The organism is Oribacterium sp. P6A1 (assembly GCF_000702885.1).
In the GTDB taxonomy this organism is placed as follows: domain Bacteria; phylum Bacillota; class Clostridia; order Lachnospirales; family Lachnospiraceae; genus Oribacterium.
This window is the reverse complement of record NZ_JNKO01000011.1, coordinates 46,660-66,517: the sequence shown is the minus strand read 5'-3', so window position 1 is coordinate 66,517 and position 19,858 is coordinate 46,660. Positions and strand designations below refer to the sequence as shown.

Below are 19,858 nucleotides of genomic sequence, written 5' to 3'. Positions count from 1 at the left end.
TTATGCAGAAAGTATATACAAAAATTGAGTCAATAGTCGGCAACGTTATCACCGTCAGAGCCGATGGCATCCGTAACGGAGACCTCGCTCTCGTTGGTGACAGCTATGCCAATGTTATCAAGCTCGACAGAGATATGGTTTCTCTTCAGGTCTTCGCAGGCGCTCAGGGTGTAAGTACTAACGATCCTGTACGTTTCCTCGGAAGACCCATGCAGGTTTCTTTCTCAGAGCACCTTTTAGGCCGTATCTTTAACGGTGCAGGTGTTCCAAGAGACAACGGCCCTGCTCTCAAGGATAACATGATCGATATCGGCGGTCCTTCATTCAACCCGGCTAAGCGTATCGTTCCGAAGAAGATGATCCGTACCGGTATCCCGATGATCGACCTCTTCAATACACTGGTAGAGAGCCAGAAGCTTCCTATCTTCTCAGTATCCGGAGAACCTTACAACCAGCTGCTTGCAAGAATCGCTCTTCAGGCAGAGGTTGACGTAATCGTTCTCGGTGGTATGGGTCTTAAGTATGATGACTATCTGTCATTCAAGGACACCCTTGAAAAGGGCGGCGCTATGAGCCACACAGTTATGTTCATTCACACTGCTGCGGATCCTACCGTTGAGAGTACACTGGTTCCTGATATGTCACTTGCCGTTGCAGAGCAGTTCGCTCTTGAGGGCAAGAAGGTACTTGTACTTCTTACAGATATGACCAGCTACTGTGATGCTCAGAAGGAGCTCGCAATCACCATGGAGCAGGTTCCTTCCAACCGTGGTTACCCGGGAGACCTTTACAGTATGCTCGCTTCCCGTTATGAGAAGGCGGTTGCCATCGAAGGCGCAGGTTCCATCACTATCCTCGGTGTTACTACCATGCCGGGTGATGACGTTACCCACCCTGTACCTGATAACACGGGATATATCACAGAGGGTCAGTTCTACTTAAAGAACGGACATATCGAGCCATTCGGTTCTCTGTCCAGACTTAAGCAGAACGTCAACGGCAAGACCCGTGATGACCATCGTGCACTGATGGATGGTATGATCAAGCTTTATGCACAGTACAAGGAAAGTCTTGAGAAGAAGTCAATGGGCTTTACCATGAGTGCATGGGATGACAAGCTTCTTAAGTATGGTGAAATGTTTGAGTCCAAGCTTATGGACCTCAGTGTAAACATTCCGCTGGAAGCTGCTCTTGATCTCGGATGGGAAATCCTTGCAGATTGCTTTGAGCCTAACGAAACCGGTCTTAAGACAAGTCTTATCAAGGAAAGATGGCCAAAGACATTGGATGATTAAAGGAGCAGTTTATGGCGATCAAACTCACTAAAAATGAACAGAAAGTGCAGAAAGATCACCTGAAACAGTATCAACGTTATCTGCCTACCCTGCAGCTAAAGAAACAGCAGCTTCAGTCGGTAATCATGCAGATAAAGGCTGATCTTGAAAAGAAGCAGTCTGAGCGTGAGGATATGATAGGAAACCTTGATGAATGGATCGCTGTTTTCGCGGAGAACACCCTGTTCGACGCAGAGAAGCAGCTGAACAACCTGGTGCAGCCTGACAAAGTAATTGTTACGACTGAGAACATCGCCGGTGTAAAGCTCCCGGCTTTCAAGGAGCTCACCTTCAAGGACATATCCTACAGCGTTGATGACTATCCTTTATGGGTCGATACTGCACTTATAAAACTGCGTGAGATTGCGCGTCTGGATGCATTGGTATCTACCTTAAGAAAGCAGGTTGAACTTCTGGATAAGGAGCTTCGCTCCACATCACAGAGAGTAAACCTCTTCGAAAAGGTCAAGATACCGGAGGCAAAGGAAAATATCCGCGTCATCGGTGTTTATCTCGGTGACCAGCAGACTGCCGCAGTTGTACGCGGAAAGATTTCAAAGAAGAAACTTGTGGAGGTAGGCCGATGATAGAAAAGATGAAAATGGTCCACGTCGTTACCACTGTTTCTCATAAAGATGAAATGCTGGAGGGCTTACGTGATTTAGGTCTCCTGCACATTAAAGAGAGGAAGAGCGCAACCCACGCTGCAACAGAAAAGTTCAGTGATCTTGCAAAAACAGTTTCCCGACTTCTCGATTATGCGCCGGATAAGAAATCAAAGGAAACCCCGGTTCCTCCGGTTCTTTCTGACGAAGCATTTGACAAAATGTACAAGAGTGCCAAAGCGGCGCTCAGTAAAAAAGACAGTCTTTCTCAGGAGATATCCAGTACCGCGGCCGAGATTGAAAGAATTGAGCCCTGGGGAAGTTTTTCTCCTTCTGATGTAAGAGAGCTCCGGAAGCTCGGCTTCGACCTCCATTTTTACAGGGTAGGTCAGGCTGAGTGTGAACAGATACTTAAGGACGAGAACATTAAGTCCATCAGACTCGCATCAGTAGAAAAGACCGATACACTTGCAGTAATTGGAACACTTCCGCCGGATATTCCGGCTACGGAATTCTCCCTTCCCGAAAAGGGACTGGATGAACTCCGTAAGGATATGGATGTTTTCCGAAAGGAAGAATCCGAATGTGTCAAGACACTTACAGATACAGCCGCATATGAAAACAGCTTCCAGGCTCAGATGCTGAAGGCTCAGAACGAAGAAGACTTTTCTTCCGCCAGTGAGACAGCAGAATGCGATGAAAAGCTGGTTTGGATTTCCGGTTATATCCCCGAAGTCGATCTCGAGACATTCAAGGCGGGTGCCAAGACAAACAACTGGGCTTATGCCGTAGAAGATGTTTCACCGGAAGATGAAACCATCCCTACAAAGCTCCGTTATAACAAGGTGACTAAGCTTATTTCACCGCTTTACGATATGCTGGGAATCCTTCCCGGTTACAGAGAGGCGGATATCTCGCTTTGGTTCCTGATATTCTTTGCACTGTTCTTCGCGATGATCATCGGTGACGGAGGATACGGAATGATCTTCCTGATTGCCGCCATCGCAATTATTGCAAAGACCAAGAAGCTTACAACACCTGTATTCCTGCTTCTTGTCCTTTCTATTTCAACCGTTATCTGGGGTGCCGTTACAGGAACCTGGTTCGGTATGGAATCGGCAATGAACGTACCTGTCTTAAAGGCGATGGTACTTCCGGGATTTGCGAACTATCCTGAATATTTCGGACTTACCGGAGCAGAGCAGCAGAGCAACATCATGAAATTCTCCTTCTCAATCGGAGCACTTCAGATGGAAGTCGGAAGTTTGCTTGCTGTTAAGAAGAAGCTGGGAGAAAAGGATCTAAGCTTTGTATCGGATATAGGATGGATGATCACCATCGTAGGCATGTATCTCCTTTCACTTTACCTGGTAATAGGAGAGAGCATCCAGATCGCACCGGTCTTTGCCGCAATCGGCGTAGGCTTCGTGCTTGTAGTTCTTTTCAGCGGCATGGCTCCGGGAATGAGCTTTGCTGAGGGAGTTAAGGCAGGTCTCGGAGGAGCATTCACAAGCTTCCTGAACACCATCAGCTGTTTCGGTAACGTAATGAGTTACATCAGACTTTTTGCAGTCGGAATGGCAGGTCTTGCGATCTCACAGAGTTTCAACAACATGGCAGCCGGTATGTCCTCAGGACCGCTCATCATAGCGGGAGCTATAGTTGTGATCATCGGACACGTAATAAATATCGTTATGTGTATCCTTTCAGTAGTAGTTCATGGCGTACGTCTTAACGTACTTGAGTTCTCCGGACAGGTTGGTCTCGAGTGGACAGGTACAGCGTATGATCCATTTAAAATGAACGATAAAATAAAGAATTAAGTTCAAATCTAAATTTAAAGGAGAAAGACTATGAATATCGCTTATATTGGTATGGCAGCAGCACTTGGTCTGTCTGCATTAGGATCAGCTTTTGGTGCAGGTATGGCAGGACAGGCAGCAGTAGGAGCATGGAAGAAGTGCTACGCAGCCGGCAAGCAGGCTCCATTCATCATGACAGCTTTTGCAGGTGCACCTCTTACACAGACAATTTACGGTTTCCTTCTTATGAACTTCATCGCAAGTGCATGGAACGCAGGAACCATTGATCCGGCTCTTTCACTGGGTATCGGTATCTTCGGCGGAATCGCAATCGGATTCTCAGCATTCTTCCAGGGCAAGGCTGCAGCAGCTTCTGCTGACGCTCTTGGCGCTACCGGAAAGGGTACCGCAAACTACTTCGTAGTAATCGGTGTCATCGAGACAGTTGCTCTTTTCGCACTGGTATTCTGCATGCTGCTTCTCAACACAGCAACAATCAAGTAATCGATCTTTCGATACGTATAATGTTTACGAAAGGGCTCCGCAGCGACGCGGAGCTCTTTTTTTTGATATAAACGGAAGCACGAAGGGGGCCGCTATCGACTTTTGACACTCACATCTTTTATTAATTTCGCTTTAATTTCCACTGTCGATACTGTTAAAACGCTTTTTTTCCCATTGGCACTCTGCTATAATTCCTCTGCTTTAAACAGATGTCAGGATGAATGAGTCATGCAGGCATCCATTTGAATGACAGATACTTATGGTACTCAAACCATCAAGGCTTCAGATAGTCTGAAGCACAAAACAGAGGAATGGAGATATTATGAAAACTTCAGATTACGACGAGTTTTCCCGTCTTCCGCGAAGGACAGCACGGTCTAAGGGTTCCGAAGAACGCCTTTCAGAAATGCGTGCCCGGTCGGAAAGAAATAAAGCTTCATACGAGGATGATTTCATAGATGTTCCAAATCATACCGGAAGAAGATCATCAGGCAGCAGATACGACGAAAGCTATGACGGAAGATACAGAGCGGAATCAGCCGACAGGAGACCGAATCCCGGCAGATCCGGAAATACCGGCTACAGAAGCAGCGCCGTAAACAGGAATCTGGCTGATCTTGAACAGGAGGCCTTTGAAAACGAGAGGCTTTACGAAAAAGACAATACCGTACGTCCCGGTTCAGTCAGAAATGGTTCGGCAGCACGCGGCAGAAACACTGCATCCGGTTCCGTTATTCGCCCGGGAAGACGAGGCAAAAGCCCTGTAAAACGCATTATAGCAACTGTTCTTATATGTGTGCTTGTAATTGTCGGAGGCTTCTTTGCATGGAGCCAGATAAAGAATCTCATGAAGCCTAAATACTGGACAGTAGCGGTTTTCGGTGTGGATTCCCGTGACGGAAATTTAGGCGCCGGAGCCCTCAGTGATGTCATCATGGTGGCAAGTATCAACAGAAGGACCGGAGATGTTAATCTTACCTCCGTATACCGGGATTCTTACCTCCAGATCGATGATGAAGGCAACTACCACAAGATAAACGAGGCCTATTTCAAGGGTGGCTACGAGCAGGCCATAGCGGCACTGGAGCGCAATCTGCAGCTTGATATCGATGATTACGTAACCTTCAACTGGAAAGCGGTGGCAGAGGGAATAACCATGCTTGGCGGCATTGATCTCGACATCAGTGACTCAGAGTTCAAGTATATCAATGCTTTTATCACTGAGACTGTAAACTCCACCGGACTTGGTTCGGTACAGCTTGAGCACAGCGGAATGAACCATCTGGACGGTGTGCAGGCTGTTGCCTACGGAAGACTCCGTCTCATGGATACAGACTTCAACCGTACAGCCCGTCAGCGTAAGGTTTTGCAGCTCGCTATAGAGAAGGCCAAAACAGCGGATAAGAAGACATTGGCAGCAACTGCCATGACGGTGATGTCAGAGGTAAAGACCAGCATAGGCCTTGATGATGTGCTGGATATGGCAAAGAATGTCAAGAATTATAATCTGGCAAATGCTGTTGGCTTCCCGTTCTCAAGAGATACAACTCTCGTCGGAAAGATGGACGTGGTAGTTCCGGCAACCCTGGCTTCAAACGTTTTGCAGCTTCACCCCTTCCTTTACGGTGATGACGCTGCAAACTTCACTCTGAATGATACAGTTAAGAAAATCTCCGCCCATATTCAGGAAAAAACCGGAATAGGCGAGCTTCAGAATGCCGACATCCCGAAAATAGGAGGCGGAACCGGAATCACCAGAGCCTCCGATGAAACAGCGGCAGAAACGAAGAAGGACTCCGAAAGCAAAACAACGGAAACAAAGGCCGAAGAAACAAAGACAAAGGAAACAACCGAAGCTGAAACCACCACTGAGGCAGAAACAGAAGAGGAGACCACTTCCGAGACCATAGAAGAGATAGAGACTGCCGAAGAGACTAAGAAGGAAGAGGCACAAGATAAAGAAACCGATTCCGGTAAAGAAGACTCTTCACAAAAGGCAGATAAAGAAACAGCCGGTGATTCTGAGAACACCGGAAAATCCGAAGATTCTCAGGATAAATTCCCGTCACATCCCGGGGATAATTCGGGTGATTCTTTCGGACCTTCCGACGGCCCATCTGCAGGACCGGGCGGAATTCCGGCGGGAGACACCGCAGGACCCTCAGGCGGTCCCGGAGCATAATTAGTATTTCTTCTTCGCCGGAGCATAATTAATATTTCTTATTATTGACAAGCAGCCAAATATCTTATATTATAATTTGGTGCTGCCGGTATGGCGGAATAGGCAGACGCTCGGGACTTAAAATCCCGTGCCCAGTGATGGGCGTGCCGGTTCGACCCCGGCTACCGGCATAAAACCAGTATTCAAGGAAACTTGATACTGGTTTTCTTTTGTATAAAAATATGACATGCCACACCAGACTCGTGAAAGCTTCTCGCGGAAGCTTCCGCAGGAATCCGGAATTTAATGTCAGTCCTTCTGGGCCTGTGACAGTTTCCGGAAGGAGACTTGCCATAGCACCGGCCCGCGCGAAGCGCATCCCACCGGACTGATGTTTCCACTGACGAGAACTGAACAGGCCGACTCTCCGGATAACGTACTTCACAGAACCCATTCGTGTCGGCTAAGATGATTTTTCCCAGCACTTGCCGGAAATCCGGCAGAACGGAGTATTTATATTTATGAGTATTTTAAATGTTGAACACCTGACCCATGGCTTCGGCGACCGCGCCATCTTTGATGACGTTTCCTTCCGGCTTTTAAAGGGAGAGCATATCGGCCTTGTGGGTGCCAATGGTGAAGGAAAGTCCACATTCATGAGCATTATCACAGGAAAACTGCAGCCTGACGAAGGAAAGATAGAGTGGTCAAAGCACGTGAAGGTGGGTTATCTTGACCAGCATGCGGTGCTTCAGGCAGGAATGACCATCGGAACCGTCCTTCAGAGCGCATTTGACGAGCTATACCGTTGGGATGAACGCTGCAATGAGCTTTACGGCATGATGGCTGAAGCCTCCGAAGAGAAGATGGCTGAGTACATGGATGAGGCAGGAACCCTTCAGGAGCTTCTCACAGCCCATGATTTCTATCTTATAGATGCCAAAGTCAATGAAGTGGCACGAGCTCTCGGACTCCTGGATCTGGGACTTGACCGGGATGTAACAGAACTTTCAGGCGGACAGAGAACCAAGGTGCTCCTTGCAAAGCTTCTTCTTGAAAAGCCCGAGATCCTGCTTCTGGACGAGCCCACAAACTACCTTGACGAGGATCATATAGCATGGCTCAAAAAGTATCTTCAGGACTATGAAAATGCCTTCATCCTGATATCCCATGACATCCCGTTCCTGAACAGCGTCATAAACATTATCTATCATATGAACAACAGGCAGCTTAACCGCTACGTGGGAGACTATAACCACTTCGAAGAGGTTTATGCGGCCCAGAAGGCTCAGCAGGATGCCGCTTACAAACGCCAGCAGCAGGAGATAGCGGATCTTGAGGATTTTGTGGCGAGAAACAAGGCCCGTGTTGCCACGAGAAATATGGCCATGTCCCGTCAGAAAAAGCTGGATAAGATGGAGCGTATTGACAAGATTCAGGAAAAGCCGAAACCCGAGTTCCATTTCCTTTACTCAAAAACTCCCGGCAAGTACCTGATTTCAACTCATGACCTGGTTATCGGTTACGATGAGCCTCTTTCAAGCCCTCTGAACCTTGAATTTGAGCGCGGTTCACGCATAGTCATGACAGGTGCCAACGGTATCGGAAAAACCACTCTTCTCAAGAGTCTTCTCGGACTTATCGAGCCCATTTCCGGAAAAGTTGAGCTTGGTGACAATCTCGACATAGGATATTTCGAGCAGGAGACTGCGGGTGACAATGACAACACCAGTCTTCAGGAAATCTGGGATGAGTTCCCGGGACTTAATCAGTCCGAAGTCCGGGCAGCTTTGGCAAAATGCGGGCTCACAAGCCAGCATATAGAAAGCAAGATCCGTGTTCTTTCAGGAGGAGAGCAGGCCAAGGTACGTCTCTGCAAGCTCCTGAACCGTCCATCTAACATTCTGGTTCTGGACGAGCCCACAAACCATCTGGACCCGGATGCAAAGGAAGAACTGAAAAAAGCCCTTCTTGAGTACAAAGGCAGTATCCTCATGGTCTGCCATGAGCCCGAATTCTACAGAGACATCGCAACAGACATCTGGGACTGCACCAAGTGGACCACAAAGGTAGTTTGATTCAAAACCAGTCTCGCCCAACCGGCGAGGCTGATTTATTTTTCCCTGTATATACTCTTGTCATTTATAAAAAGAGTTATAAAAATCATTATGACATTTACCATAATACATATAATCCCCGGCAGCTTCGTGCGAAGCCTGTTACGAAGCTCAAGATCATCTCTCTTTAGGAATGACAGTATCGTAATAGTTCCTGCCCCGGCTGAAAGATCATATATCAGTAATGCTACTGTTAATAAAAAAACTCAAAACCACGGAATCATGATTCCCGATGGTTTTGAGTTTTTTACATTACGGAGATGCAGGGATTTGAACCCTGGCGCCGTTTCCGACCTAGCGCATTTCGAGTGCGCCCCCTTCGGCCTCTTGGGTACATCTCCAAAAAATCGTACCTAAAAAATATAATACACCGGAACATCAAAGTCAAATGGCAAATCACTGAAGTCATTTAAACTTACTTTTATATAAATCCCGTCATTGCTATCCGCAAAATCCCGGCTCTTGTGCTATAATGGCTGAGTTTTAATATGATATAAGTGATATCCAAAAATCAGAGAGGTCAGCATTGAAAAAGATTTTATTCAAAAAAAGATTTAAAACTGCTGCAGCGATTATGACAGCAGCAGTACTTGCCATAACATCAACAGGCTGCGGACAGACCGGTCAGCAAAACGGACAGTCCCGGGGAAATGTATCTAATGAATCAGCTTCAAACGCACAGCAGACTTCCGCTAAAAAACAGCGATACAACGCTCAGTTCCTGGACGTTTTCGACACTGTCTCCATGGAGATAGGCTACGAAGCGGACGAAGATACTTTCAAATCCAGATACAAGGATTCTCACGAACTGCTTCTCAAGGAGCATCAGCTATTCGATATTTACAACGACTACGATGGAATCAACAACATCAAAACCATCAATGACAATGCAGGCAAGGAACCTGTGAAGGTAGATGCGAAACTCATCGAACTCCTTAAGTGGGGAAAAGAAATCTACACCCTCACAGACGGAAAGCTGAACATCGCCTACGGCGCAGTTCTTCGTCTCTGGCACGAGAAGCGCGAGATAGGAATGGCTGACCCTTCAAAGGGTGAACTTCCTGATGAAGAAGCTCTTAAAGAGGCCGCAAAGCACACCAATATCGATGATGTAATCATTGACGAAGAGGCAGGAACCGTTTTTCTTAAGGATCCGGAAATGAGCCTTGATGTAGGCGGAATTGCAAAGGGCTATGCCACTGAGGATGCTGCGAAACTTATAGAGGGAGCCGGTTCAGACAGCTTCATGCTGAATCTTGGAGGAAACCTCCGCGCCATAGGATTAAAGGACAATACAGAGAAGTGGGTATGCCCGGTTGAGAATCCAACCTTCAGGGACAATCAGACCGGAGACCAGTACGCGGTAGTTACTTATCTTGAGAATGCTTCTCTCGTTACATCAGGTGACTACGAGCGTTACTATGTGGTGGACGGAGAGCGTTATCATCACATAATAGACCCAGACACCATGTATCCTGCAAAGTATCACCGCAGTGTCACCATCCTGACTCATGATTCAGCTCTTGCGGACGCTCTTTCCACAGCACTTTTCTGTATGAGCGTTGAAGACGGAAAAACCCTTATCAAGTCAATTTCCGAAGGAACCAGTTCCCTCGGAAACAGTGAGAGAGTAGGCCGGATCGATGCCATGTGGATCGAAGCCGACGGAACCCAGGAATTCACCGATGGGTTCTCTGATATAACAAAGAAATAAGAACATGCCCGCGGATTTTCTCTCTGCGGGCATTAATCATAAAAATTAATTTTATTGTTGACATAACTGAAGCCTTAGTGTAGTATATACAAGTCGCTTGAAGCGACACATATTATAGCGCTGTCGCCAAGTGGTAAGGCAACGGATTCTGATTCCGTCATTCCCAGGTTCGAATCCTGGTAGCGCTGCTCTTGTAGCAGTACAAGTTAAAAATTTCATATAGCGCTGTCGCCAAGTGGTAAGGCAACGGATTCTGATTCCGTCATTCCCAGGTTCGAATCCTGGTAGCGCTGCTAGTGAAACCGGAACATGATTGTTCCGGTTTTTGTTTGCGTGAAAATACCGTTGCTGAATCTCTGATCTATACCCCCATGCAGTATCAGATTATGATTCTTTCCCATAGTCCTAAATTCAAATCATAAATCAGATAACAGGCTTATCTTAAATTCTTCGTATAATCATTTCTTTTTATATTTCAATCCACGCAATATTTTCTTAAGTTTCAAAAAAGACTATTGAATTATACCCACAAGGTAGTACAGTTAATACAGTTGATACAAATGATACAGATTCGTTTTTTTCAGTAATCTGTGGAATCATTCATGGAATTTGATTTCTTAAGATGCGGTATGGTTCATGAGAACATCATCAAAAGCTCTGTAAATAATTGCATTTTAGAATCCCATAAAAACATGAATGACGCAAAAGAAAACAGGAGATAGCTATGTTTCTTCTAAACCTACAAAGTAAGGAGCCCATATTTCAGCAGATTCAGGCCCAGATACTGAGCTTCATAGAAGCCGGGGTACTTAATCCCGGTGACAAGCTTCCTTCTGTCCGGCAGCTGGCTACAGAAAACGGCATTAACCCAAACACAGTGGCAAAAGCCTATGCACAGCTGGAGCAGAAGGGTTACGTTTACAATCTGCCCAAAAAGGGCGTCTATGTTGCGGAGATAAGTATGGAAAACTCAAAGATGCTTCAGATGGAAGCGCTGATAAAACCATTAAAAGAAAACGGTATAACCAGAGAAGAGCTGATAGAAGCCATCAACAGGGTATACGGGGAGGATGACAATGCTTGATATCCGAAATCTATCAAAAAATTTCAAGAAAAAAGAAGTTCTTAAGGATCTGTGCCTCACAGTTCCCGACAAATCCATAACAGGTCTTGTTGGCGTAAACGGTGCCGGAAAGTCAACATTGCTCCGCTCCATAGCAGGAGTTTACGCTCCCGAAAAAGGCGTCATAACCCTTGACGGAAAAAGCACCTATTACGACATGGAAACAAAGAAAAAGATAGCCTTCGTAAGTGATGAGGCCTACTTTCCAATGGGAGCCACCATCAACAGCCTGAAGCTTTTTTACGAGTGCATGTACGATTTTGACAAATCAGCATTCAGCAGGTACCTGAGTATGTTTGAGCTCGATCCGAAAGCCTCCATTTCCACTTTTTCAAAGGGTATGAAGCGCCGGGTATCACTGATGTTCGCCCTTTCCGTTCATCCAAAGCTTCTGCTTCTCGATGAGGCCTACGATGGTCTGGAACCCCTGGCAAGACTTCATTTCAAAAATGCACTGACAGACCTTCTGGAAGACGAAGATGTTTCCGTCGTCATCTCATCTCACAGCCTGAAGGAACTGGAGGACATCTGTGACAGCTTTGCCATGCTTGAAAACGGAAGCATCATGAGCGGAGGAGACCTGACAGAGTCCAAGGGAAACATTAACAAATACCAGCTGGCGTTCAGAGAAGACATGACCCGGGATGATTTCGCAGATCTCGAAATCCTTCAGTTCGAGAAGGAAGGTCAGGTTTATAAACTGGTTATCAGGGGGGATGAAGTTATGGTGGAAGAGAAACTGAGAGCCATGAACCCCATACTTTTAAATGTGCTTCCGGTAAATTTCGAGGAGCTTTTCATATACGAATTAGAAAGCAGAGGCAAAAAATCATGAACAAAAACTACTTTAAATGGCTGATAAAGAGCCGTAAGGTATCCATACTGTTTTTCACTCTTATATGCATAGCATTTCAGCTCATTTCCTTCACAAGCTATGACCCCGAATATCCTCTGGACACCTTTCAGCTCAGTACCAATATCGGCGGAGTCCTTTCTGTTTTTCTCACTGCCGCCATACCGGTCCTGCTTTTTTCCTACATCCACAGAAAAAGCAGCGCTGACATGTACCTGGCTCTTCCGGTCTCAAGAAAAGAGCAGCTCATAACCACTGTTGTGCTCACATGGCTGATGGCTTACGGCAGTTTTTTTCTGGGAACCCTCATAGTATGGGCTGCCAGGCTTAACTGCGTTGTCCGAATCAGAACTCTGGTTTTTATACAGCTTTTTTCAGCATACTCCTTCCTGGTTCTGATACTGTTTTTCTCAGCGGTTTACGTACTTGCAAATTCCGTCTTTGACGGCATAGTCATGATAGGAGCCTATTCCATCCTCCCGGCAGTGGTTATGATCACCGTAACGACCTTTATATATTCCATGATTGCAGGCAATTTCGTTCCCTACGACAGTTTCATATATCGTATAGGAACTCTGTTGTCCCCCTCAACTCTGTTCTTCAACAATCTGGAATACCTGCTGGCTCCCAATGACGGTGGGCAGGAAATCTTCAATCCTTACTATATTGTGGTGCAGCTCGTATACGGACTTTTGTCTTTAGTCATACTCAAAATCCATTTCATAAACAGAAAGGCAGAGAGAACCGATCAGATATCTGATGAAGCGCTGTCATATCCGTTTATTATCAATGCTTACCTTATACTTATCCTCCTTTCACTCGCATGGTCGGTGGTTTCAGACAGTATGAACGGACTTGAGTTTGCATACCTCCTGCTGTTTTTCATATATATCGTTGCATCCTTTGTGTACAAACGCACCCTGAAGATAACCTGGAAGCCTGTAGCATTTTTCATCTGTGCATGTGCAGCCACACTTATCTTTGCAAAGGCAGGATGGACAACGGAGGGCTTCGGACTGAGCCATCTGCCGCATGAGCTTTTTCCGGAGAGATACCTTCACTATAATTACTCGGCGGATGTAACTATAGAAGATTTGGGAAAGCAGGTTCCCGATTATAATCAGGACCGGGCATATCTTAGTTTTGAACTCTGCATACCTAAAGAAAAGGCCTCAGAATACGCAAGTCTGATCGACAGATTTGAAACTCTGAGAAATGATGCCATATCAAACTTTTATCATTATGGTGCCTCAGACCCAAGCACCGAAATAAATCTCAGCATCTTTAATAAAGCAAAAGAAGATGGCCCCTACATGAATTATTACGATTACAACCGGGTTCCCCCTTTATCGGAAAAGGAGCTTAAGGCCATTAGCGAAAAATGTGAGATAACAATCTACGTCATAAATGACAGTGAGGATGATAATGTAACCGACAGGGAGTATGATTCTTTGAATGATATGAATCTCGATGAATTCCTTCACTGGAGAGAAACACGGTCAAAATAAAATCATCTCTAAATTTCATAGAATTTTCACCGGAACCGGAGTAAAATGTAACTATTAAATTACGTTGCTCCGGTTTCTTTTTTAATGTGTAAGCAGGTCGTTGCGGTCAGGACTTATACAAGTGGTGTTGCAAGGGGCAGAAGGGGATAAAAATGAAGGATTTCATCAAAGAGTTCAAAGAGTTTGCAGTAAAAGGAAACATGATTGACCTGGCAGTCGGCATGATCATCGGTTCAGCATTCACATCTCTCGTAAAAAGTGTGGTTGACGACCTGGTGATGCCTGTTCTTTCCATCTTCACCGGCAAAATTGATTTCAACAACATGTTCATCCCTCTGGCAGGACAGACAACAAAGGTCTATGCCACCGCTGTGGAGGAAGGTGCCGTTTTCGGTTACGGAAAATTCATAACCCAGGGCATATCATTCCTTATTATGGCATTTGTGGTTTTCCTTTTTGTAAAGGGAATGAACAAGCTCAGAAAAGAAGAGCCTGAGGCTCCGGCAGCTCCAACCACCAAGGAATGCCCATACTGTAAGTCTGAGATCAAAATCGAGGCAACAAGATGCCCTAACTGTACTTCAAAGCTTGAAGGCTTCAAGATAGATGCAGCCGAACTCAATGCCTGATTCATAACATCAGTATTTTGGATTATTTGGATTTACCGCGGAAAGAACTGAGACTTTTCGGCATGTCCGTCTTTTTATAAAAAATAAAAAAAGTCTTGTTCAAAAGAAAGATATCTATTGATTTTATCTTTGAATGAGCTTAATATATCGACATCACTCACGGCGGATTTTCCGCCAAACTGACTCTGTTGGACCGGATAGCAGATAAACGAAGCGAACGAAAGACCCTAAAACCCAAAGTATAAAAGCAGGTTTAGCGGGAACGTTGAACCTGCTTTATTCGTTTATAAGAAAAGGAACACCATGTACGAATTTGATGCAAGAGTACGTTATTCAGAAACAGATGAGACCCAAAACATTACCATAACAGCCCTTGTGAACTATCTTCAGGACTGCAGCACCTTTCATTCTGCAGATGTAGGTCTTACGGTGGACTATCTCAATGAGATTCACAGGGCATGGCTTCTCAGCTATTGGGATATTTATATTGAACGTATGCCTCGTTTGTACGAAAATATATCTATCGGAACAAGCCCTCATGAATTCAGGGGCGTCCTTGCCCATCGTAACTTCTGGGTAAAAGACAAGGCGGGAAATTTTCTTTTGAAAGCAGACAGCCTTTGGTTCAACTTCGATACGGAGCGCATGCGTCCCGTAAAAATAGAAGCAAACATGATAGACCCCTTTGGCGGGATAAATGATGTCCTTAAACTTCCGGTCAGCGACAGAAGAGTGACGGCACCGGAGGAGCTCACCACAGGAGAGGCCATAAAAATAGAGCAGCATCACATTGACACAAATCACCATGTGAACAATGCCCAGTACATCCGGATTGCAGACGATGTCCTGACAAAAGCAACGGAAGGGAAGGTACACTTTACCTCCGGCCGCATCAGGGCAGAATACAGAAAGGCCGCAGTTCTGGGAGATATCATGTTCCCCAGATACGGACAGACAGAGAACGGAAGTGTAGTCGTAAGTCTCCAAAACGAAGCAGGAGAAGTATACTGCAATATAGAATTCTCATAAGTCAGAACCAAAATAAATCGTCGGAAGTATCCATACAGAAGATGAGTTTTATCACTTTTTTGAACAGTACCGGTCAGATCTGAAAATCTGACGAAAACATAGAAAGGAATTCAAATGATCGAATTAGGAAAGATACAGACACTCAAGATAGCACGCGAGAAGGATTTCGGTGTTTATCTGCAGGATGAGGAGGGCGCATCCGTACTCCTTCCAAAAAAGCAGGTTCCAAACGGAAAGAGCACAGGAGACGAGATCGAGGTTTTCGTATATAAGGATTCCCGTGACCGTCTTATAGCAACCACCAAAAAACCACTCATGTCAGTGGGGGAGATTGCTAAGGTGATGGTAAAGGATGTTACCAACATCGGTGCATTTGTTGATATCGGACTGGAGAGAGACGTCCTTCTTCCATATCACGAAATGCGCTACGACATAAAGAAAGGTGACACCATAGAGGTTTATCTTTATGTGGATCACTCCCAGCGTCTTGCCGCTACCATGTACACAAGAAAGCACGAAGACGCTACCGTTATTAAAAATGACAAAATCAAGACCTATTTTTATGAGCAAAATGCCGATGACGTACTTGCCATTCTGAAAGAAAAGTTCGATGGACATGTACCATACACGGACAAAACTGTACAACCTGACGAAATTCAGCGGGATTTCGGCATGTCAAAGGCCGCATTTAAGCGTGCCGTAGGCAAATTGCTGAAAGAAGGGAAGATTAAGATTACAAAAACTTCGATTTTTTGTCTTTATTAACAAAACCGGTTTTCCCACTGACACTTTGTCTAAAATTTGACGTACCTTTTTGGCTAGCAATGCCGTAGAGATTGAAAATCTATTAGAGTATTATACGGATAGTTCGAAACAGCGGAGATAAAAACCGCAAATAGTACTAGATGTATAGCTGATAAGGAGACATACAATTATGGCAAGTGTAGTTCTTAAAGACGTCACAAAGAAGTATCCTAACGGATTCGTTGCCGTTAAGGAGTTCAATCTTGATGTAAAGGATCAGGAGTTTATCATTTTCGTAGGACCATCAGGATGTGGTAAGTCCACAACTCTCCGTATGATCGCAGGTCTTGAGGATATCTCAAGCGGTGATCTCATGATTGACGGAAAGAGAATGAACGATGTAGAACCTAAGGACAGAGACATCGCGATGGTATTCCAGAACTACGCTCTGTATCCTCATATGACAGTTTACGATAACATGGCATTCGGTCTTAAGCTTCGTAAGGTTCCTAAGGATGAGATCGATCAGAAGGTACATGAGGCAGCAAGAATCCTTGACCTTGAGCACCTTCTTGACAGAAAGCCAAAGGCTCTTTCAGGTGGACAGAGACAGCGTGTTGCTATGGGACGTGCAATCGTAAGAAGACCTAAGGTATTCCTTATGGACGAGCCTCTTTCAAACCTCGATGCAAAGCTGAGAGCTCAGATGCGTGTAGAGATCGCAAAGCTTCATAAGTCTCTTGAGACAACTATCATCTACGTTACTCACGATCAGACAGAGGCTATGACACTCGGAACAAGAATCGTTGTTCTCAAGGATGGTATCATCCAGCAGGTTGATTCACCTGAGAACCTTTACGATACACCTTGCAACAAGTTCGTTGCAGGATTCATCGGTTCACCTCAGATGAACATGATCGATGCAGAGTGTGCTGAGAAGGACGGCGACGTAACACTTACATTCGCAGGTCACACCATCGCCCTCAGCAAGGAGAAGGCTGCCAAGCTTAAGGAAGGCGGATATGTAGGCAAGACCGTTACTCTCGGTATCAGACCTGAGCACCTTCACGATGAGGCTGATTTCGTAGCAGCTCATCCAAAGCAGACACTTCAGGCAGAGATCAAGGTTTACGAGATGCTCGGCGCTGAGACACTTCTTTACTTCGATCTCGGAGATGCTTCATGGGTTGCAAGAGTTAATCCTAAGACAGCTGCCCGTACAGGTTCCAATGTTACATTCGCCATCGACGAGTCAAAGATCCACGTCTTCGACAAAGAGACAGAGAAGACCATCACAAACTAAGATTTTCAGAGATCCGGAGCAGAAAGTGCTTCGGATCTTTTTATGTAAAAAGCTCTGCGGGTTGTACGAGAACTCATCCCTAAAGTCCCCAAGAGCTTTTTGCAATTTGTTATTAAAACCTCTCATACTGCCGAATAACAGAATAGGCAATTTGTCTTTAACAAAAAGCAGATTGTTACTTGAATCTTTTTGTCAATTATTCTATTCTATAAAGAAACCTTGAACTTAAATGTTGATTTTAGTAAAATACAATTAATTATGGGTAACAGCGGACATTTTTCTTTTTTCCGTTAAGATAGGAGAACATATGATTTCAAATCAGGTTTTACAGAGCACCATTGACTCACTGAAAGGTATTACAAGAGTTGATATTGCTATCGCTGATATCGACGGCAAGATTCTTTCTTCTACTTTTTCAGATGAGCAGTACACAGAGTCTATGGTATCCTCCTTTGCAGATTCCCAGGCAGACAGCCAGGCAGTAGGCGGATATCAGTTTTTCAAGATTTTCGATGAGCATCAGCTTGAGTACGTTCTTATAGCAAAGGGCGACACCGATGATGTTTACATGGTAGGAAAGCTTGCATCCTTCCAGATCCAGACTCTTCTCGTAGCTTACAAAGAGAAGTTCGATAAGGATAATTTCATCAAGAACCTTCTTCTCGACAATCTGCTTCTTGTAGATATCTACAATCGCGCAAAGAAGCTTCATATAGACATTGGCGTAAAGCGTGTTGTTTACATCATCGAAACAGATAAGGGCTCTAACGATTCAGGTGCTTTGGATGCACTTAAGACACTTTTTGCAACAAAGACAAAGGATTTCGTTACAGCTGTCGATGAGAAGAATGTTATCGTAGTTAAGGAAGTTAAGCCAAACGAGTCAGCAGAGGAGCTTTACCATGTCGGTGAGACCATCCTGGATATGCTGGAGACAGAGGCCATGATCCACGCACGGGTAAGCTTCGGAACAGTTGTAAACGAGATCAAGGACGTTTCCAAGTCTTACAAGGAGGCAAAGATGGCCCTCGAAGTAGGAAAGATCTTCTACGAGGACAGAAACATCATCGCATACAACCGTCTCGGTATCGGACGTCTGATTTATCAGCTTCCCCTTCCTCTTTGCAAGATGTTTATCAAGGAGATCTTCACAACCATTTCTCCTGATGAGTTCGATGAGGAAACACTTACAACCATTAACAAGTTCTTTGAAAACAACCTTAACGTATCCGAGACTTCAAGACAGCTCTACATCCACAGAAACACTCTTGTTTACAGACTGGATAAGCTTCAGAGATCCACCGGTCTCGATCTGAGAGTATTTGATGACGCCATAACCTTCAAGATCGCCCTTATGGTAGTGAAGTATATGAAGTATATGGAGTCCATCGATTATTGATCCTCGCATTATTAAGATAATTGAAATATAAAAGTCGGTTATTGGTGTTTACACCTTAACCGGCTTTTTTATATCATTAGTGTATAAGTCCGGTATCAGGCGCGTATTCATCCATGCAAGCTCGCTTGTATGGATGAATATGCATCTGATACGACAACAGAAATCGAGAAGCAACGCGATAGCGTGGATTCGAGATTTCTGTTGTCGCAGAGCAACGAAGCAATCCGTATGGCTTTATACACATACAAATTTCAATTTAACGAAAGAATTCATATATGATAGAACTTAAAGATGTCTCAAAGACATATCGCACCGGAGTCCATGCACTCCGTAATATAAATCTCTCCATCAGAGATGGAGAGTTCTGTTTTATTGTCGGAAAAAGCGGTTCCGGCAAATCCACACTGGTACGCCTTCTCACGAAGGAACTTGATGCAGACCGTGGAAGCATAGTAGTCAACGACACAGACCTCCAAAAGCTGAAACGAAGTCAGGTGCCGGCCTACAGAAGACGTCTCGGGGTTGTATTTCAGGATTTCAGACTGCTGGAGGACAGGACTGTATACGAGAATATAGCATTTGCACAATTGATCATCGGAAAGCCGGATGATGAGATTTTCGAGAATGTAACAAAAATCCTCAGTCTTACAGGACTCAGTGCCAAGGCTGATTCATACCCGCGGCAGCTCAGCGGCGGAGAACAGCAGCGTACAGCCATTGCAAGAGCCCTGGTCAATCGTCCGGAGATTCTGATAGCGGATGAACCCACGGGAAATCTGGATCACGAAAATGCGGAAGAAATCATGAAGCTTCTTCTTCGTATCAACAGTCAGGGTACCACAGTTATCATCATCACTCACGATAAAGCCATGGTGGAGCGAATGAATAAACGAACTGTTTCCATGTCCATGGGCCAGATTATTTCAGACCGGATTTCAGGACCGGATACTTCCAAAGACACTTTTGAAACGGAAGAAAAAACAGACTGGACTGACGACTGGGTTGAAGACTGGGACGAAGACCGGAAGGACGA

The 19,858-nt window shown here is 45.1% G+C and carries 15 protein-coding genes, 4 tRNA genes and 1 pseudogene; 19 read left to right on the top strand and 1 reads right to left on the bottom strand.

Annotated features, from left to right (window positions below; translation table 11 throughout):
• Window positions 1-2 precede the first annotated feature (2 nt).
• The 7 genes from T515_RS09315 to T515_RS09285 all read left to right on the top strand — a co-directional run bounded on the left by T515_RS09315 (window position 3) and on the right by T515_RS09285 (window position 8,484).
• A complete protein-coding gene (locus tag T515_RS09315) occupies window positions 3-1,295 on the top strand; it encodes a V-type ATP synthase subunit B (RefSeq protein ID WP_036610188.1) in 1,293 nt (430 codons plus the stop codon).
• Window positions 1,296-1,306: 11 nt separating this feature from the next.
• Window positions 1,307-1,921, top strand: a complete 615-nt coding sequence (locus T515_RS09310) for a V-type ATP synthase subunit D (RefSeq protein ID WP_036610184.1) — start codon at window positions 1,307-1,309, stop codon at window positions 1,919-1,921.
• On the top strand, window positions 1,918-3,762 hold the full coding sequence (locus tag T515_RS09305) for a V-type ATP synthase subunit I (RefSeq protein ID WP_036610181.1): 1,845 nt from the start codon (window positions 1,918-1,920) through the stop codon (window positions 3,760-3,762). Before T515_RS09310 ends, T515_RS09305 begins: the two co-directional genes overlap by 4 nt.
• 30 nt (window positions 3,763-3,792) lie before the next feature.
• Window positions 3,793-4,245: an ATP synthase subunit K gene (locus tag T515_RS09300; protein WP_036610178.1), complete on the top strand. Its 453-nt coding sequence runs from the start codon at window positions 3,793-3,795 to the stop codon at window positions 4,243-4,245.
• Between the two features lie 322 nt (window positions 4,246-4,567).
• Window positions 4,568-6,427 carry an LCP family protein gene (locus T515_RS09295; protein ID WP_051671600.1) on the top strand — a complete coding sequence of 620 codons (1,860 nt, stop codon included), beginning with the start codon at window positions 4,568-4,570 and terminating at the stop codon, window positions 6,425-6,427.
• 84 nt (window positions 6,428-6,511) lie between these two features.
• A tRNA-Leu gene (locus T515_RS09290) sits at window positions 6,512-6,597 on the top strand.
• Between the two features lie 330 nt (window positions 6,598-6,927).
• A complete protein-coding gene (locus tag T515_RS09285; RefSeq protein ID WP_036610176.1) occupies window positions 6,928-8,484 on the top strand; it encodes an ABC-F family ATP-binding cassette domain-containing protein in 1,557 nt (518 codons plus the stop codon).
• 294 nt (window positions 8,485-8,778) lie between these two features.
• Here the strand turns inward: T515_RS09285 and T515_RS09280 are convergent.
• Window positions 8,779-8,864: transfer RNA gene (locus T515_RS09280), tRNA-Ser, on the bottom strand.
• A 185-nt stretch (window positions 8,865-9,049) separates the two neighbouring features.
• Between T515_RS09280 and T515_RS09275 the strand changes: the two genes are divergently transcribed.
• The 12 genes and pseudogenes from T515_RS09275 to ftsE all read left to right on the top strand — a co-directional run.
• Window positions 9,050-10,237 carry an FAD:protein FMN transferase gene (locus T515_RS09275; RefSeq protein ID WP_051671599.1) on the top strand — a complete coding sequence of 396 codons (1,188 nt, stop codon included), beginning with the start codon at window positions 9,050-9,052 and terminating at the stop codon, window positions 10,235-10,237.
• A gap of 116 nt (window positions 10,238-10,353) precedes the next feature.
• Window positions 10,354-10,425 (top strand) — tRNA-Gln (locus T515_RS09270).
• Between the two features lie 33 nt (window positions 10,426-10,458).
• A tRNA-Gln gene (locus T515_RS09265) sits at window positions 10,459-10,530 on the top strand.
• A gap of 431 nt (window positions 10,531-10,961) precedes the next feature.
• Window positions 10,962-11,321, top strand: coding sequence for a GntR family transcriptional regulator (locus T515_RS09260; protein WP_036610173.1), 360 nt, complete (start codon window positions 10,962-10,964; stop codon window positions 11,319-11,321).
• Window positions 11,314-12,195 carry an ABC transporter ATP-binding protein gene (locus T515_RS09255; RefSeq protein WP_036610170.1) on the top strand — a complete coding sequence of 294 codons (882 nt, stop codon included), beginning with the start codon at window positions 11,314-11,316 and terminating at the stop codon, window positions 12,193-12,195. Before T515_RS09260 ends, T515_RS09255 begins: the two co-directional genes overlap by 8 nt.
• A complete protein-coding gene (locus T515_RS09250) occupies window positions 12,192-13,721 on the top strand; it encodes a hypothetical protein (RefSeq protein ID WP_036610167.1) in 1,530 nt (509 codons plus the stop codon). Before T515_RS09255 ends, T515_RS09250 begins: the two co-directional genes overlap by 4 nt.
• A 152-nt stretch (window positions 13,722-13,873) precedes the next feature.
• Entirely contained in the window at window positions 13,874-14,350 is a 477-nt protein-coding gene (gene mscL, locus T515_RS09245) for a large conductance mechanosensitive channel protein MscL (RefSeq protein WP_036610164.1), read from the top strand.
• Between the two features lie 303 nt (window positions 14,351-14,653).
• Window positions 14,654-15,379: an acyl-[acyl-carrier-protein] thioesterase gene (locus T515_RS09240; RefSeq protein ID WP_036610161.1), complete on the top strand. Its 726-nt coding sequence runs from the start codon at window positions 14,654-14,656 to the stop codon at window positions 15,377-15,379.
• Between the two features lie 114 nt (window positions 15,380-15,493).
• A complete protein-coding gene (locus T515_RS09235; protein WP_036610158.1) occupies window positions 15,494-16,144 on the top strand; it encodes a S1-like domain-containing RNA-binding protein in 651 nt (216 codons plus the stop codon).
• A gap of 169 nt (window positions 16,145-16,313) precedes the next feature.
• Window positions 16,314-17,426: an ABC transporter ATP-binding protein gene (locus T515_RS09230; protein ID WP_036610155.1), complete on the top strand. Its 1,113-nt coding sequence runs from the start codon at window positions 16,314-16,316 to the stop codon at window positions 17,424-17,426.
• 307 nt (window positions 17,427-17,733) lie between these two features.
• Window positions 17,734-18,825 carry a PucR family transcriptional regulator gene (locus tag T515_RS09225; RefSeq protein ID WP_036610152.1) on the top strand — a complete coding sequence of 364 codons (1,092 nt, stop codon included), beginning with the start codon at window positions 17,734-17,736 and terminating at the stop codon, window positions 18,823-18,825.
• Window positions 18,826-19,100: 275 nt separating this feature from the next.
• Window positions 19,101-19,754, top strand: a pseudogene (gene ftsE, locus T515_RS18450) (cell division ATP-binding protein FtsE); the annotation flags it as partial.
• Window positions 19,755-19,858: the final 104 nt, after the last annotated feature.